The 18,987-nt window shown below is 43.0% G+C and carries 8 protein-coding genes; all 8 read right to left on the reverse strand.

Annotated features, from left to right (window positions below):
• Window positions 1–16 precede the first annotated feature (16 nt).
• The 8 genes from WDA22_00200 to WDA22_00235 all read right to left on the reverse strand — a co-directional run bounded on the left by WDA22_00200 (window position 17) and on the right by WDA22_00235 (window position 18,935).
• On the reverse strand, window positions 17–2,314 hold the full coding sequence (locus WDA22_00200; GenBank protein ID MFA5831870.1) for a T9SS type A sorting domain-containing protein: 2,298 nt from the start codon (window positions 2,312–2,314) through the stop codon (window positions 17–19).
• Window positions 2,315–2,551: 237 nt separating this feature from the next.
• Window positions 2,552–4,954, reverse strand: a complete 2,403-nt coding sequence (locus tag WDA22_00205; GenBank protein MFA5831871.1) for a T9SS type A sorting domain-containing protein — start codon at window positions 4,952–4,954, stop codon at window positions 2,552–2,554.
• 22 nt (window positions 4,955–4,976) lie between these two features.
• A complete protein-coding gene (locus WDA22_00210) occupies window positions 4,977–7,478 on the reverse strand; it encodes a S41 family peptidase (protein ID MFA5831872.1) in 2,502 nt (833 codons plus the stop codon).
• 86 nt (window positions 7,479–7,564) lie between these two features.
• Window positions 7,565–9,157: a T9SS type A sorting domain-containing protein gene (locus WDA22_00215; protein MFA5831873.1), complete on the reverse strand. Its 1,593-nt coding sequence runs from the start codon at window positions 9,155–9,157 to the stop codon at window positions 7,565–7,567.
• 765 nt (window positions 9,158–9,922) lie between these two features.
• Window positions 9,923–10,549, reverse strand: a complete 627-nt coding sequence (locus tag WDA22_00220; protein MFA5831874.1) for a response regulator transcription factor — start codon at window positions 10,547–10,549, stop codon at window positions 9,923–9,925.
• A gap of 30 nt (window positions 10,550–10,579) precedes the next feature.
• Window positions 10,580–13,633: a two-component regulator propeller domain-containing protein gene (locus WDA22_00225; GenBank protein ID MFA5831875.1), complete on the reverse strand. Its 3,054-nt coding sequence runs from the start codon at window positions 13,631–13,633 to the stop codon at window positions 10,580–10,582.
• Window positions 13,634–14,161: 528 nt separating this feature from the next.
• Window positions 14,162–16,369, reverse strand: coding sequence for a T9SS type A sorting domain-containing protein (locus WDA22_00230; GenBank protein MFA5831876.1), 2,208 nt, complete (start codon window positions 16,367–16,369; stop codon window positions 14,162–14,164).
• A gap of 91 nt (window positions 16,370–16,460) precedes the next feature.
• Window positions 16,461–18,935, reverse strand: a complete 2,475-nt coding sequence (locus WDA22_00235) for a T9SS type A sorting domain-containing protein (GenBank protein MFA5831877.1) — start codon at window positions 18,933–18,935, stop codon at window positions 16,461–16,463.
• Window positions 18,936–18,987: the final 52 nt, after the last annotated feature.

Raw genomic sequence — 18,987 nt, forward strand, 5'->3', positions numbered from 1 at the left:
ATCAAAAATCATTTATTCATTTCATCAATAATATCTTTTTTGTTTCCACAAAATTATTTGCCTGCATTCTCACCAAATACATTCCACTCGCAAAACCGCTGGCATTCCATTGCACCTCTTTTGTGCCCGCAGATTGTTCTTCGTTCACAAGCGTGGCGACTTCACGCCCCAGCACATCGTAAATCTTCAGTGTCACCTTACTGATAACTGGTAACTGATAACTGATCACTGTCGTTGGATTGAACGGGTTGGGGTAGTTTTGTTGCAATGAGAATACGCATGGTAAAATATTTCTTTGTTTGGTGAAAGATGCTACAACATCAGACAATGGCCGCTGCCAGATACTTGCATTTGTACCAACGTAGATATGCGTATTGCTTACTGCCATTGCTGAAATATCTGATTGACTCAAATCGGTATTGATAGGAATCCAAAATGTGCCATTATTGGTGGAGAGAAAGATACCACCCTCAGAGGTTTTCGCAAAAATGTTGCCGTTACTTACTGTGAGAGACTTGACTGCTTTATTTGTTAGACCTGAATTTATTGCCATCCACGTCGCTCCGCTGTCAGAAGAAAAATAAATACCATCGTCAGTCCCGGCAAAAAGATTCGTACTTATTGTAGTCATGCTTGAGAAATTCGAAAAAGGTGTATTAGCAGGAGACCAAATCGTATCATTATTGGCTAAAAGAAAAACTCTTCCATTAACACAGGCAAAGATTTTGGTTCCGATAACACCAAAGGCTCGAACTTCAAGAGTGTGGTAGTCGTTAGGCGTTGCTGGCAGACCTGAATTGAGCGAAATCCAACTTGACCCATTATCGGTAGATCGAAAAACCCCCCGTGAGCCCCAACTATCAGCTCCCCAAAACGAGCCTGTGAAAATGCTGCTTCCACAAAAAGCAATTGATCCAATAAAATCTTCCGTCAAGCCAATCGACGTCCAACTATTTCCACGATCAGTGGAACGAAATATGCCTTTTGCCGTACGATCCCCAAATTTTGCTCGACCGGCGCAGCCAGCAAACATTACAGAAGAATCTGCAGTATTGGGATCAATGGCGAGTGACAAGACGTCTAGATTGTCGAGAGTCTGTGTCCAATTATTGCCATGATCAGAAGTTGAGAGTAAACCGCCGTAATCACCATTAATACAATTTGCTCCCGTAAACAATGTGGTACCTCCTGAACCATCGGGGGAAATTAGAAGAGAATTCACAATGGTGTTTGCCGGTAGACCAGAATTTACCGGCGCCCAATTGGCGCCATTATTGACGGACAGAAAAACACCAAATCGGGTTCCAGCATAGAGAGCAGTTCCATGGATCTCATGGGGTACTGAAACGAGAGAAAAAATGCTACGCTTTAGTTTATCATTCAAATGTGTCCAACTTTTACCATTGTTCGTAGAAAAATAATTGCCTTCTTTTTCGGGGATGAAATTATTGAGTCCGACTGCTAAAACATTTGAGCAACCCGCGGAAAAACAGTTGAAATAAAGTTTTTGCATTTCTGAATCAACAGCAGTCCAACTGGAACCATGATTAGTTGAAATATAAATCCCGCCAGAATTTGGATATAGTCCTGCGAGCAGATTATCACCACTGACAGCAATAGATGAAATCCGAATTATCGTTGAATCAAAAGAAGACTTTGGTAAACCATTATTTATCGCGGTCCAAGATGCGCCCTTATCGGTAGAATGGAAAATTCCCTTTTCATAAGATACTGCATAGAGATGCGTATCGCTGTCAGCTGAAGCCGAACCGACAGCAAGCGAAGTGATATTGAAGTCAATCAAGCCAGAATTTACCGCAGTCCAACTTGCGCCGTTGTTGGTAGAACGGAAAATCCCGTTTTCCGGGGATCCGGCAAAGATGCTGGCACTACCTGTATTGCCAGTATCGGGGGTGACAGCAAGAAAGGATATAGATGACTGAGACGGTAAACCGACATTGACTGCAGTCCAACTTGCACCCGTATCCGTCGAAAGGAAAATACCCGAATCTGTTCCTGCAAAGACAGTCATGGAGCCAGCCCTGTTTGAACTAACTGCCAGAGAACTGATCACTTTAACCTTCAAGTCGGAATTGGTCGCGGTCCAGTTTTGACCGTTATTTGTGGAAAAATAAATGCCGTTATTTTTTTCATTATAGAGAGGACTTGCTATGGCGAAAATAATTGAACCGCCGTGTCCATTCGGACTTGAAGCCAGACAATTAATAAAAGGCCCAAAGGGTCCGGTCATTTCTACCCACTGAGCGCTAAGGCTTTGGAGCGCTAAAAAGATCAGTAGTAAATATTTTTTCATACCACCTCCAAAATATTTTTGCCAATAGAGCCTTGTAAAGAGTTTAAACTTTGACAAAGTTTGTTGTTTAATTTTTTATTTCATCAACAAAACTTTTTTTATCTCTACAAAACTCTCCGCTGTCATCCTCACCAAATACATCCCGCTCGCAAATCCTGATGCATTCCATTGTAATTCCTTCCATCCCGCAGATTGTTCTTCGTTTTTGTAGGACGGATCGGCGATCCGTCCTACAGATTATTTCACCATCATCATTTTTTTCGTTTCAACAAAACTCCCTACTGACAATTTGTAAAAATAAATCCCCGACGACACGCTGCTTGCGTTCCACTGCACTTCCTTCCATCCTGCGGATTGTTCTTCGTTCACCAACTCGCTCACCACTTGTCCGAGCATATTATAGACAGTGAGTCTCACATGAGCGAAGGAGGGGAGTGAGTACCGAATTGTTGTTGTCGGATTGAATGGATTGGGAAAGTTTTGTTCTAACGCAAATCGCATTGGAAGTATTGTATTATCCTTGCCTATTGCATTGGGAGTTTGTCTATATTTGATAATGGTGTACATCGATCGAAAAACTCCACTTGAACTTGTTCCTCCGACAAAAACGTTGCCAGCACCATCTACCTTTACACCGCAAGGAGTATCATATGATCCTTCCCCATCAGAAAATCGAGCCACCCATTCTTCCATACCAGATGCGCTATATTTTACGGTGGCTATCTCATTTCCGCTGGACCCTGTAACGTAAACATTCCCGACAGCATCAAGGCATAAAGAATATAACACATTGTTATTTGTCTCAGGACTACTATATCGCCGCACCCAAAGCGTATCTCCCAGGGAATTGTATTTAATCACTAAATAGGTTGACGGTGCTTGGAAAGGATCATTACTATAATTCGTTCCAGTCGCATAGACATTTCCAATTCCATCAACGGCAAGATCTTGTGGATAGTCATAAGAATTCCCTATACCATTGAAACGTTTCGCCCAAATCGTTTCTCCATTTTGGTTGTATTTAATCGTTACTAAACGGGAAATGGTGTAGGCTAATCCAGTGCTATTTCCCGTAACATAAACATTACCGCCGGCATCAACGGCAAGAGCATATGCAAATGCTCTATCCACACTCTCACCCGGACTGTGGTAACGTCGAACCCAGAGTATATCACCTTGTGGATTATATTTGATTGTAACGAAGTCAGAATTGGTACTCGGTGTAGCACACCAGCCTGTTACATAAACATTACCGGCCACATCAACAGTAAGAGCTGATACACGACCATCAATATCAGTCTGTCCAAAGTAACGTTTCACCCACAGCGTATCACCCTGTGGATCTAGTTTTGCAGTAGAATAACCAACAGATCCAATGATATTGCCGGCGACATAAACGTCTTGATTTCCATCAACAGCAATAGAGGTCGGATCACATTCGGAATATCGCTTTAACCACATCGTATCGCCGAACGAATTATATTTGACGACAGCATATGAAGTATCGTCAATATGACCTATACAATATGCATTGCCGTTTTTATCAACGGTACGGACTGATTCCCAATAGTGGTCTGGTGGTCCATATTGCTTTTGCCAAAGCATATCACCGGAAGAGTTGTATTTGATTGTGGCAGGGCTGCTGGGACCTACTTCATTATGACCCGAGATATACACATTACCGCCACCATCTAATGCAATTGAACGTGCGACATCAGTAGAAGTCTTGCTATCATACAGTTTACCCCATACAGAATCGCCATTTGCCGTATATTTAATTGTTTGAATATCTCCACCACTAATTCCTGTTACAAATACATTTTCGTTGACATCTGAGGTTAAAGAAACAGCGTGAACATAATTGCCATTCGCTCCGTTATATCTTCGTACCCACTCTTCATCGCCATTCGCTTTGTACTTAACAGTGGCATAACTGTAGAGATTATTCAAACCTCGACTAGTACCGGTTACAAGAATATTCCCGTTTCCACCAATAACGAGAGATGAGGGTGAATCATATTGATTTGCAATACCATTGTAGCGCCGCACCCACACAGTATCTCCATTTGCTGCATATTTTATCACCGTTATATATTTCGATACAGAGCGGCAGCCTACTCCACTCACTATGCCCTCACTACCGAGTGCAACATACACATTTCCCATTGGGTCAGTTGCAAGCGCATCTTTTCTATTAATGTTTGAACCTAGACGATATCTTGCCCATAACAAATCACCATTCTGGTTGTATTTAATTATCATAAAGTCAAGTGGTGGGCCTCCAGGACCTGTCCCATTCATTCCGTTGTTTCCTGCTACAATGACATTACCAGACCCGTCAACAACAACAGCAACAGGTTCGTCCGTTAAAGAAAAGTCATTCCACCCACAATGTCTTACCCACGCCGTATCCACGCCGCTGCCGAAGATTTTGTGTGTAGGTTTTGAATTTTGTTCGAGCTGTTGCGGCATATTGTTGCTTGATCGGTTTGTTTCTTTTTGATTAAGCGCTTTGCGCCGATCAATTTGAGATCGGTATTGATTATGTCTGTCGCGCCGGAACTGATCGTAATTTTCTTCCTGAGCAAACATCAAGGAAACGAAAAAAAGAAAAGAGAAAATCTGTAATAATGTTTTCATATTGTCTCCTAATAAATTTTTTTTACTTCATCAATAAAATCTTTTTTGTTTCAACAAAACTACCCGTTTGCATTCTCACCAAATACATCCCGCTTGCAAAATTCGAAGCATTCCACTGCACTTCTTTCCATCCTGCAGATTGTTCTTCGTTCACGAGTGTTGTAACTTCTCTTCCGAGAACGTCGTGAATGGTCAGTTTTACTTTTGCGGAGGAGGGGAGGGCGTAACGAATTGTTGTGGATGGATTGAATGGGTTAGGATAATTTTGTTGTAATATAAATGTTGTTGGATAATTGAGCTCATGAGCATTAACGCCGGTTATTTTTATAGGAATATCATATTTCCAAAGAGGCAAATAATTACTCGAAATCTCAATTGTTAAACGAACAGGATTGCTAACGGGCGTTTTTTCGGTAAACTGTATCGGCAATACGCGGTTCAAAGATGCGCCGGGTGCAAGATCCGCATAATTGAGTATACGATCTCCTGTAAAAATACTTGAATCGCCGCTTTTTACTTTTGCAGTAACATTTGGTACAGCAGCAACGCTCCCAATATTTTTTAAGGTAAGATTATACATAATAAGATCACCGGGACTCGGGATGGTGTCTGTTGATGCTATTCTAAACATTTCTATGCCAACTGGGCCAGTAGAGGTCAAATAACGCACATCTGTAATTTTTCGAAACGTTCCGTTGGTCATATCATCGGTCCGAAGACTAAACTTGTATATATTGATAAGCGGGGATGTTTTTATTGTTGTACCCCAAATACTGTCATTTGCAAGAGCGTCATCGTGAAGCCCGTCGTTAAAAAATTGAACAGAATCATTCAACGATCCATTCAAATCCGATGACAAGAGTGAGACCACGAGAGAATGTGAAAGATTATTATTCACTATAACTGTACACGTAACAGAATCTCCATTAGGATTAAAACTGAGTTTATTAAATTGTAGAGAGTACGCATATGGAACTGTATTGATCCATTGCAGTGCACGCTTTACAACGTCATCTTCTTGTTTGGCTGCACCTTCCTGGGTAAACCAAACATCCTCATCGACTGGAAATCCTTTATGGATGAGAAATCCTTCGTTATTATATTTCGAATAGACTCCTCCTTTCGGAAACCGATATTTCCAGGGAGAGGTAACAAGTGTTCCTTGTGAATAGGTGCCGTTGACATAACCGGTGTTTGTTCGTTTCCCGAAGGATCGCGCCATGGGGTGAAATCTCATTCGAAACGCATTATAATCTCCTGCGCTCATACAGGCTGGACCGAGTAGTACTGCTATTGGATGTTGATAGACTTCAATTCCCGGAGTAAATCCGCCAATTGGCGCGTGAGTAAATAAAAAATGATTGGTGGTACTTGACCGAACTACAACTTCATAGTTCAAGTTAATATTTTCATTAAAGAGTTGTGCAAATCCACCATTTGCCTGAGATGAAGATCCACCCGTGTTGAAGCGAAAGTCTAAAATAAGACCGGTGGTTTTATTTTTTAATTCCGAAACAGCTTGACTGAATTTAGTGGACACAGTACTCCAATCACAGGCATAGATATAGCCAATGGTTGTCCCCTGAACAATTCCCCACGTACAGTTTTCACCATTCAGTATATCGGGCATCCGTATGCCCGGAACAGGAATCTGGTCTGAACAGAACATCGAATCCCACCCAACACCCGCATCGGCAAGAGGTTGTGTGGGAAGATGTTCCACAAGTCCGCTTGGATATCGTTCAACATCCATTGTATCAAACAGATACCAGCTGACGCCGATCGAGTTCTGGAACATATAAGTTTTGCTTTCGATGTGACTTCCCATCATACCAGTAGAGTACGGCATCTGTACAGAATCAAACATGCGCAAAATACTTCCCCAGCCCTTGCCGTTGTAGCCAAGAATTCTGTCACCCGGTTTTAGCTTAAGAGGATTTCCCTCCTGCACTCTGTAAATGATTCCCGTACTGTCTGGCATCGGAGAAACAGCGGCGCCAATAGTGCTGAAACCATATCCTGTCCCCGGTGCAAACGTCGGAACTCCTTGTACAGTCCACCATCCCACGTTCGGAATGTAGAAGGAACTGTCAACGCTCTGATCGATAACGTAGGTGTGAACTTCCTGCAATGCGTACATCAATCGGGCCATGATAGCGGAGAATCTCCCCTTGCTGACGCCCGATTCAATTTCCGGGCGGTAAAGGGTTTTCATTGAATCCCAGTTCACGGTGAGGTTGGGAAATCCTCCATATTGCTGATCGGCGTTGTTCCAAAACGTATCGAAGATCTGAAGTTTTTGTGAAGTCGGAAGACCAAAACCCCACGTTGAATCGATGGCTTTCCTCCAATCTTTGATCGTAACATACGGTGTTCGTTGTCTCACCGATTGATCGGTTCCGATATGGATCTTCTTGGGATTGAGCCGCCAGTTATCCTTGAATGGATTATCCTGTGAGTGTGAAATTGTTGATATGAAAAAACTGATAAAAAATAAACAGGTGATTCGGAAACAAAATTTCATACAGCCTCCAAAAAAATATTTAATCCATCTGATGTAGTCCACCTCTACGGGGTCGTAGACCTTAAAGGTGGGCTACATCTCACAATTTATCTCACTAACAACATTTTCTTTACCTCAACAAAAACCTGTCCTGAGCCTGCCGAAGCATGGCGGGTTGTTAGTTTATAAAAATATATACCGGACGAAACGTTATGGGCATTCCACTCCATTTCTTTCCATCCCGCAAATTGCTCCTCGTTCACGAGTGTTTCGATCTCTCGTCCCATTATGTCGTAAATAACCAGTTTTACCTGGGCAGATGAGGGGAGAGCGTATCGAATTTTTGTTGTTGGATTGAATGGATTAGGATAGTTTTGTGAAAGTTCAAATGATATCGGAAGTTCTGTAAGATTATTAACTACTTCGACCGCTGTTGGAAGGTCATTTTCCACAGCACCCATATCCGGATTTGTTCCTGCACCTCGAGGACGCGTTGTGCTGTAATAATCAACAAATGGTGCGTTCAATGTTACGCCGCCGACCGAGGCGGATGAAATACCGGTCCCTATACACCGACTCGTGTCTTGTAATATTCCGAGGGAATCGATATTTGTGGATTTAAAAAGTGGATTGGTATCGATATTTCCCACTCCTGTAAATCCTCCCCGTATATTAGAATATGCTACTGCTATGCTTCCACTTATTCTTACTATTTCTGATACTCCTGAATTCCACAGAATTGTGTTCAGTGCCTTAAATGAACCACTTTGCATATAAAGTGATGCACCATTCGGACTGGTATTGCCGACGAACGTGTTGTTGATTGAGGTCATTTTACTGAGTGAACCGGAAACCCACAACGCACCGCCTTGAGTTCCGGCAGAATTGTTGGCAAAAATATTATTCACAAAGGTAATTATCGGCACATAGGCATTAAATTGATTCGCCTGTATAGCTCCACCCCAATGACTTGCGTAGTTATCTGCAATCAGGTTACCGTCAAACGTGATAATGCCGTTCCAAATTTGAGCGGCTCCGCCATAACCACTACCGGTGCCAAAAGCTGTATTGCGAAGAATCCGATTTCTGACGATTCTACAGTTTCCTCCGATTCCGAATGCTCCTCCTTCTGCACTTGCTGCTTGCACCACGTTATCAGCTATCGTATTATCTTCAACAATAACGAAGGTCAATTTATTTGTCTCAGTCATATCCCAGATGTTGATGACACCACCGGCATTCTGTGTAGTTGTCACGTTATTTGCTGTAATGATATTTTTGCGGATTGTAGCTCCGCCTCCTTCCACATCAAAAGCAAAACCCATTCGGTAAGTATTGTAAACATTCCCTTTACCACCTTTAATGGTAAACCCTACGATCATCGTAGTTGTATCCGTAGCACCGTCAATTGTTATGACTGACGCTGAGTCTGGATTTGTTGGTGAACTTCCATCAAGGATTGTATTCGAAATGTGCGAAGTATTTTTATCTTGAAAATAGAGACTCGCTACAGTAATTTTTTTTGTGAGGACGAGATTCTCTTTGTATGTACCATCAGAAACAAGAACGGTATCCCCATTTACAGCAGCATTAATTGCCAGTTGAATTTTTGCATAATCCTGCGGCACTTTTTTTACAGATGCCTCAAGAGAGTGAAAAACGAAAATAGTAAGCAGACCAAAAATAGAAATGATACGCATGGAGCCCTCCTCGAAATAGTGTTGTGAAATTAATTTTGATACAAGGTAGAAAACCTCAACCATCATGTAAATCGGTTAAACGAGGTAAAAATTTCGATTTCGAAGGTAATTTCAAGAAAAAACTAGGCACTTTTAGGTATGTTCTAAAAGGGGAGTAAAAAATTACAACAAAAACACCAAGGCATAACAATGGTTAATAACTGATGGTAAGACACAATATTGAAAATGCTTCTCTACGATGCCGTACGTTGACTCGGCACAACATCAATGCTCATCCTGAGCAAGCGAGTCCTATTTTTTGGACGAGTGCGTCTCCCGAAGGGATGCCTATGGCAGAAGGATGTCATAATAAATTTATGTTGTACTTCACCAGGATGACTTAAATACTCTCTGCGCAACATGAGTTAATAACTAATGTTACGCACTTCATTATTAACGAAAGAATATTTCGTCCCTGACGGGACTCGAAAATTGATTTGCTTGATCATCTACAAATATCTTGTCCCTATGGGACTATGAACAAGCAAATTAGTTCATGATGTTATCGGTTTTTAAAGGCGCCGTAGGCGCGTAATATTTGTAGTACATTACAATTCCCAAATTATGAGTCCCTTTAGGGACGAGAGATGAAGAATTGTCAGTTTTTCCGTTACATCAGGTAGTAAAATATTACTTTGTCGATTGGTCAATTAAATTTTTTGTGTTTTTGAGTCTTTGTGGCACAAAAAATGTCATCAGTGTAACACGAATAAGGAAAGCAGAAGTTTATTTTTTGAGGTACATCAACACGGCTTCCATGCGGGAACGGACATGTAGTTTTTTGTAGATATTCCGTAAATGAGTCCGAATTGTTTTAATGCTGAGGAATAACGTATCGGCAATTTCTTTGTCCTGATATCCTTTTGCGAGATAGGAAAGAATTTCGGTTTCACGGTCGGAAAGATTTTCCGTCTCTTTGGATGATGAACCCATCTGCCTGAATGCCTGGACAACTTTTCTTGCAATTTGATCGGACATCGGCGAGCCGCCGTCGTGAAGGTCACGGATGGCTTCCAACAATTCCGCCGGAGGGGTGCTTTTCAAAATGTATCCCGACGCTCCAGCCACAATGGACTTGAAGACTTTATCACTGTCTTCAAACGAGGTGAGCATCATGATCTCGAGATCGGGAGTCAGTTCTTTTAGTTTTTCAACGCATTCAATTCCGGACATACGCGGCAGTTGAATATCCATCAGCACAACATCGGGGTGATACGAAGGAATGCCCCGGAGTGCTTCTTCGGCGGATTCGTAAGTTTCCGTACATTGAAATCCATCGGAACCGTCGATGAGCGAGGCAAGACCTTCCCGGATTTTCTTTATGTCTTCAACTATTGCAACTCGTATTGCCATATGTTATTGTAGAGAATCATACGGTGACAGTCAATCGGTAGAATTAGGTATTTTATGTTGAGGAATTTGCCGGGCTGCAACGTTCAGAGAAATGCGAGTTCCGGAATCCGGTGCCGTTTCAATGGAAATCGTTCCTCCGATATCTTCCATGCGTCGTTTCATATTCCCCAAACCGTTTCCCGAATCTATTTTTTCACTGAGAATGAATCCTTTTCCATTATCCGCAACGATAATAGTGATGGTATTGTTGTGATACATCAAGTCGAATGAAACTTGTGATGCGCGGGAATATTTGACAACATTGTGCAGTGCTTCTTTCACAACAAGAAAAATATTTCGCCGCATCTCTGCCGAGAGGGGCGCGGAAGGAATGGAATCCGGAACGGAACAAACACATGGTATCTTCGCTAAACCCAAATAATTCACCGTGTATCTGCGGATGCGTGAGAACAAATTATCGAGCGTATCATTCTTAGGATTGATTGCCCACACAATTTCTCCCAAATTTTCTATGACTGAACCGGCTCGCTCAGAGATCTCTTCCAAGCGTGCTTGTGCTTCTTTGGGTTTCCGTTTTCCCAGCGAACTGAGAATGGCAATTTCTGAAAGATTCGATCCGATTTCATCGTGCAAATCTCGAGAAATACGTGCCCGATCCCGCTCGATCGCTTTTTCCTGCTCTAATTGTGCAATCCGCTGCTGCAATCTTCGAACGGCAACAAAACGAACTGTCCCACCAACGGCGGAGATGACGCTGATCCACACCAGAGCAGTAAACCATGCAGTCTGCCACCACGCTGGTTTAACAATTACCGTAAGCGATGCACCGGCTTCATTCCACACTCCGTCATGATTCGCTCCCTTCACGCGAAACGTGTACCTGCCCGGATCAAGATTGGTATACATCACTTCTTTTTTGTTGCCGCACGGAACCCAATCCTTATCGAATCCTTCCAGCTTGTATGCATACAGATTGTATTCCGGCATGTCATAACTGAGAACGGAATAGGAGATTGAAAAAACATTTTCTTCATGAACGAAAGAAATTTCACGAAGAAGTTCAGGCGTGATTTTTAAACCTACAGGTTGATTGAGTTTCTTTATACCGGTGATAACAATAGGAGGGACAGAAGTCGATTTTTTCAGACTGTCAGGATGAAAGAAGAGAATACCATCAATAGTGCCGAACGCCAATTCACCGTTTTTCATTGCCGTATGTGATGCCGGCAGCATTTCAACATCTTCAATTCCGTCTGAACGGTTGAATGAAACCAATGAACTTTCTGTGGGATTGAACTTTACGAGAAAACCTCCACTTCTTGCATACCAGAAAGATCCTTTCTTGTCTTCCTGAACAAAGGTGATGAATTTCAAACTTCCATTACGGGGTTTAATCTGAGTGAATGTTGAGGTATTTTCATTAAATTTAAAAAGACCTGCTTGAGCGCCGACCCATAAAGCCCCTTTCTTATCAATATGTAATCGCGGCAATTGATTGAGATTCAAACTTGAAGAATCTTTTTTATCGTAACGAAAATGTTTAAATGTTCCAGACGCCGGTTCGAATTGGTTCAATCCCAGTTCCGTGCCGATCCAAATCTTACCTGTTTGATCCTGAGCAATGGAGTGTACATATCCGGCTGTGATGCTCCGGTCATCGCGCGGATCATGAACAAAAAGCTGATAGTTTTTCAAATCACGGTTGAGCCGATACAGAGAGGAACGGCATCCCAACCAAAGATTTTTGTCTCTGTCAATTATCATGGCTGTGAACATATCTTGTTTACCGCGGATCTTAGGTTCTTCCCAAACCGTCTTAACTCGCTTCGTGTTGGATTCATATTTGTACACCGAAAAACGATCTGCAAACCAGATATTTCCTTCATCGTCCTCTACAGCCCGTCTCACCGCCGCCTTAGGTAGGACGCATGCTGCAATTCCATTCTTCGGATTGTATTTCCACAACCCGTTTGCTTGAGATCCGACCCAAAGGAATCCTTCTCTATCCTGTAAAACCATATCGATTCGTGATAAAAGCCGAAACGATTTTCCAAGTGTATGCAGATGAAGAAACGGTTTGGGTGAAACAGTATTCACACCTGCCCGGTCGGTGCCGACCCAGATCAGTCCGTCTCTGTCTGTAAAGACTGAGTTGAGACCTGAACCTGAAATACTTTCTGAATTATTCGGATCGTAGGAAAACCGTGTGAAGGTGTTGGTATGTTTCTCATACCGTAAAAGATTCCAGCCGCGTGTCGCCATCCAAAGGGATCCAGACTTGTCTTCGCTGATACCCATGATCCCCTGAAGTCGCGGATTTCCCGGATCTCGCGGCGGAAGTGAAATGTTCGTGAAAATTCCTCTGGATCGGTTTACGGTACATAAACGTGGACCGACGAGACTCACCCAAAATTGACCCGACCGGTCTTCGAACATAGCGTTTATTCCTGTGCGGGGACCAAATGGTGAAAATCTTCCGCTGCTGCGGTCGAAGACGAATAATCCTCCTCCCGTATACTGATCGCTTCTTCCCCCTGTACCGATCCAGAGAGTTCCATTCTGATCTTCAAGAAGCGTACTGATATAATTATCACTTGCATTTAAACCAGTATCCGAGTGAGGGTAGAATCGTGTCCAGGTCTCAGTTTTTTTATCAAACTTGTTGAGACCATCTGCAGTTCCAACCCAAAGAGTTCCTTCACGGTCAATGCAAAGACAATTGATACCGTTCGAACTAATGCTACCACGATTTTTCGGATCGTGTTTGTATCTCTTGAAGGAACGTGTTAATGGATTAAATTTGTGAAGACCGCGATCAGTTCCCACCCAGACGACTCCATCAAGGTCAGCACATATTCCTCCCCAAACACCAGCTGGACTGAGGTTTGTAGAATCGGTACCGATGGGAAATTGAATAAATTTTTCTCCGTTAAACCGGTTCACTCCCACATCTGTGCCGACCCAGATGAATCCCCGGCTGTCCTGAGTGATGCATCGTATATTCCGAGTGGAAAGCCCCTGATCAATCGACAAGCGTTTGAAAATGACACTTCCTCCCGAAAAATTGGGAGTTTGAGTTTTCAATTGAATTGGGAAGATGAATATGGAGAGGATAACAATGTGAGTTAATAAACGCAAACAAAGAAGACTTTTCGATCTTATATTGAAAATTTTCATCATAAGAAATCATCTTATCGAAAAACTTTTTGAGTATAATCAATTTACGGTGCACTGTCAAACAACAAAATTTCCTGCAATCAATTTGTAAAAATATTTTCCGCTCGAAAATAGTTGTGCCATTCCATAGGCACTTCTTTCCATCCCGCAGATGGTTCCTAGTTCACTAATTCAAATACAACTTAGACTGTCTTCATTGCGACAAATATTTCATACCTCAAGGGATTTACTACTGTTATGCGATACATTGTCTATAAATTATCCAATCCCTACGGGATTGCATGATACTGTACATCGGCCACAGCGTTACGTGTTCATCAATTTTAGATTTTAATTCTACATTTCTTAATGACGTACGTATTGTGCCGGAGGCACAATATATTTATAGGACTTAAGACAATAAATTATTGTGCAGTCCCTTTAGGGACGACATAGTTATTTCATCAATAAAATTTTCTTCGTTTCCACAAAATTAGTCGATTCCATCTTCACCAGATACAATCCGCTTGCAAATCCTGTAGCGTTCCACTGCACTTCTTTCCATCCTGCGATTTGTTCTTCGTTCACGAGCGTTGCGATCTCCCTTCCGAGCAAATCAAATATTTTCAAATTCACATTACTGGTTGTTGGCAATTGATAACTGATCATTGTTGAAGGATTGAACGGGTTGGGATAGTTTTGTGATAGTGAAAATTCTGTCGGCAGATGTACATTATTTCCTAGTGATACGCTGTTAACAATATTACTGCTGATAGCAATTGCTGTTAGATTACTCACGCTCATTGGGTTTTCACTGACCAATGTTGCAATTCCATTAAGAGTATCCAGTGTTGCAAGGTAATTCTCCCCGCTCCCATTGTCGATCAGGCAGTACATAACACCGGCAGGATTGAAAGCGATCGAACGCGGAATAGCAGAAAGACCGATCTCACCTACCGCATGTGTCAGACCGGTTGATGTATTGATAATGTAAATGCTATCGCGAAAGTTGCGCGCGGCAGCCCATAATTTTCCCGAAGGACTGAAGGAAAGTCCCCAATATTGGATATCTGCAGCAGTTCCAACAAGTACGGCAGTACTTGAATTGAGATTGATGCGGTACAGTTTTCCCGTTGACGTTGCGCCGTACAATGTGTCCCCCGTACTAAACGCTATTGCATTAATATCACCCACCGGAATTGTTTTTACGAAGGCTGAAGATCCCGAATCAGCACTGATTCGGTACAACGACGTGGTTATCGAATTCGAGGAAATTCCGTACAATTTTTTGGTCGACGGTTGTATCGCCAAGCTTCGAATTTGGGAAACACCAAGTGAACCAATGGATATGGCTTCAGCTGATAACGTACCAATTTTGTACAGCGAGCCATCTGATTGACCGGACTGTGTCGCATACATCACACCTGCTGCAGCCGGACCTATCGATATTCCTTTTCCGCGTAATACAATTTTTGCAATGGGATTTGTGGTATCATTGCTCGCTATGACGACTGTATCGCTTATTGCTCCCGCCGCTGTCGGTTTGAAAAGCACATTAAAAGAGGTCGACGCTAAGGAAGTAATATTTACCGGGAGCGTCGGAAGGTTAACAAGGGAAAACATCGGAGAATTCTCTGAAATGGCGGTAACGGTAAGTTGATCTGAACCGTAATTGTATAGTGACACAACAAGCGTATCACTGGATACGCCAGCTTCAATATTGCCGAAATCGACGACCAGCGGGTTTACTGCAATTCTAGCACCGGCAGGTATTACATTTGAGATAGTAAACTGTTTGAAGAAATTCCATATCTCTTTAATGGCATCAATGTCGCGGTTGATAACAGTTGCGCCTGCGTACGTGGGTGAACCGGGCCACTCGTGCCCGCCGCCAATGATTTTATAATGGACCACTTGAGATGTATTTGTGGATGACCGATAGAGATATTTCACAACCGTCGATTGATCGTTCGGGTTTATATCTGGAATTGATATCACTTCTGCGGGTAAGAGGCAAAAATTCTTGTTCCGTACAAATTCTGTCGTTTGATCTACTGAGAACAAACCCGTTATTGTACTATCATAATATGGGAGTAAATTATCACTTGTACCGTTCATAGTAAGGACTGGAACAAGTCTTGTTGTGGCATACGATGCGGCAGTACTGTTTGCCACAACTCCTGAAACACTTGCTACCGCTGCAATTCGATTTCCTAGTCGACCGGCAAGCTTCAAGCACATAAATCCGCCGTTGGAATTACCGCACGCGTACACTCTTGCGGTATCTATCTTGTAGCGGGAAATAAGTGAATCGATGATCAAAGAAATGAATCCAACATCATCAACATTGGGAGTTGGCCAATCTGGATTATCACCGAGACCGCTATTCCAGCGTTTATTAAACGCATCTGGATAAACCGTAATGAAGCCGACACTATCACCGAGAATATGCGAATGATGATATGTTCGAGCTTCATAATATGATCCGCCATAACCATAAAGATTAAAGACAACCGGTAATCCTGCCTGAGCTCCACGACTTTGAGGCAGATAAACGTAACAATCCCTCGCTTTTCCTTCCCATTGAAAATCCCATCTTTCTTGTGAAAACGATAACGGACCGAATAAAAGAACTAATTGTAATACTATGAGAAATTGTTTCATACAACCTCCAAAATGTTTTGTTTGATCGTAGAACCTTGCGAAGGTTCCCACAAAGAAGGCGGGCAGGCCAAACCTTCGCAAGGTTATAAAACTATTTCATCAACAAAATTTTCTTTGCCTCAGTAAAATTACCTGCTGTCATTCTCACCAAATACATCCCGCTCGCGAAATTCGTAGCATTCCATTGCACTTCCTTCCATCCCGCAGATTGTTCTTCGTTCACAAGCGATGCTATTTCTCTGCCGAGCAGATCAAATATTTTCAAATTCACTTTACTGGTTATGGGCAATTGATAACTGATCATTGTTGAAGGATTGAACGGGTTGGGGTAGTTTTGGGACAATGCAAATTCGGTCGGATTCCCAAGAGTCAGTTCTTTAATACCTACTACGGTACTGATGGGTTTCGAAATAATGAAAAGCTTCATCGCTTCAGCGGAGGCATCGATATCTCTGTTAATTGTTCCTGAACCGAAATATGGGGGCGCGCCCGGCCATTCATGTCCACCATTGTCTATTCTATAGAACACGACAAGCGGTGTATCAACCCTGCTGCCATAGTACCGGACGCGAAGGACAGATGATTGATCGTTCGAGTTTCCATCCATCACTGTTGAATCTACTCTCACCGTCGCGTTGTTCCATGTTTGCCAAATACCTACCGTCTGTTCTACGGTGTACCGATTACCACCGCCGGTATAAGGTACGTAAGGATCTTCCGTGCCGTTTAAAATCATGATCGGAACAGGACGTTTGGGAGAATATCCGTTTACAATGGTCGGCGTTAACGCCCCGTCGACAACACATGCTGCAGTGATCCGGTGAGCAAGTTTGGTTGCTATAAGATTTGCCATAGTTCCTCCATTGGACCATCCGGAAACAAATACTCTTGTCGTATCAATCGAGTATTGAGCCCGAAGCGTATCAATGAGTGCAGAAATATACGCCACGTCGTCCGTATTCGAGGTAGGCCATCCATTGATTTCGAATGCAGTACTGTTCCATCGCCGCTGATATGCCTCGGGATATACCGTGACGAATCCGGCAGTGTCACCATATAGATGAAACCGAATGTAGTTTATTTCATAGTCGATGGCATCATCGTATCCGGTGAGATGGATCAACACCGGTCTGTTGATCTCCGATTCACGCCCTTTAGGCCTGAAGACAATATGATGTCTGGTGATTCCCCCAATGTTGAACTTTCGTACTTCTGCACGGTTAGGACGCAATGAAGTCGTTGTTGCAAAGTCAGATTCAATCGCGCCAATATCAGGCATGCTTCCGGAAGGACTGGAACGAACGGCTCCTGTTAGATCGGTCGATGGGGAAGTAATTGTTGTTCCAAAGATTTCGCGGCTTGTGGTACCTGCACCGATGCAGGGACTTGCAGCTGTAAGTCTGTACGAACCATCTGCAGCAAACATCGGGTCAGCAGAGAAATTGTTCTCACCGATCGAAGATTCTCCGCGGATCAGATTGTTGTGCATACTTTCAAAACGGGCACCATAGACGTCGCTGAATTCCGGATTTTTGTCCCAGAAAATATTATTTATACCGGTGACATTGGCAATGAACGAACCAGTCCCTCCGATAAAAAGGCCTGAACTAAACTGCCCTCCAGCAGAATTATCGGCAATCGTGTTATTGACAAGTGTTAGTCGGCATCCGACTCTCAAGTCAATTGCACCGCCAAGTGTTGCAGCAGTATTACCGACGATCAGGTTATTGGTCATGGTCACAATCGCTCCACCCGCACTCGTGGGTCGATAGACTACGACACCGCCTCCTCTATTGCTCGAGCTATTTTCTCGGATGATGTTCTCACGGATCTCAACAACATCTCCGGCACCGGGCCAAATGCTGATGCCTCCGACTGCGTTATTGTTTGCTGGTGCCGTAGCCGTGTTCTTTTCGATGATATTGCGGGCAATCCGCGCGCGCGTTCCAAGGGTGAACCCGGCTCCCTCTGCTTGCGTTCCCGTCACGATGTTGTTAGCAATGATATTGTCTTCAATAACGTTGAAGTATGCATGATTCAATACCAAGCCAATGCAGAGACCGCCGCCAAATGTATAGGGCTCTGACGGCCGTGACAGGACCGGATTGTCAACAATTCTGTTGTGAAGAATTTTAACCCCGTTACCGTTGGAAAAAATTCCACCGCCGCACAGCCATCGCCTTCCATTGGATTGATCGATTATCAACGTACCAGTTCCTCCGGTGATCGTCAATCCGATGATAATCGCTGTTGTGTCAGTGTCAGGACCGAGAACAATCACCGAACCCGAATCCTGATTTATTGGAGTACTTCCGTTGAGTATCGTTTTAGCTATATGTGATTCATCGCCATCGATCAAATAATGACTCCCCAGTACAATCTTCTTATTCAGGAAAAGGTTTACCATATACGTTCCTTCAGCCACCAACACTGTATCATCATTCACTGCCGCATTGATCGCCAGTTGAATCTTTGCAAAATCCTGTGGGACTTTAATTGTTTTTGCTTCGGATTGTAATATGAGCAAAAATGAAGCAACGAAAATTGCGGCACTTAATGAACGCATGGAACCTCCAATTATTTTTTGTTTAGGCGCGGATGGCAATCCGTGCAGTAGG

It is taken from the genome of Bacteroidota bacterium, assembly GCA_041658205.1.
In the GTDB taxonomy this organism is placed as follows: Bacteria; Bacteroidota; Ignavibacteria; order UBA10030; family UBA8401; genus UBA8401.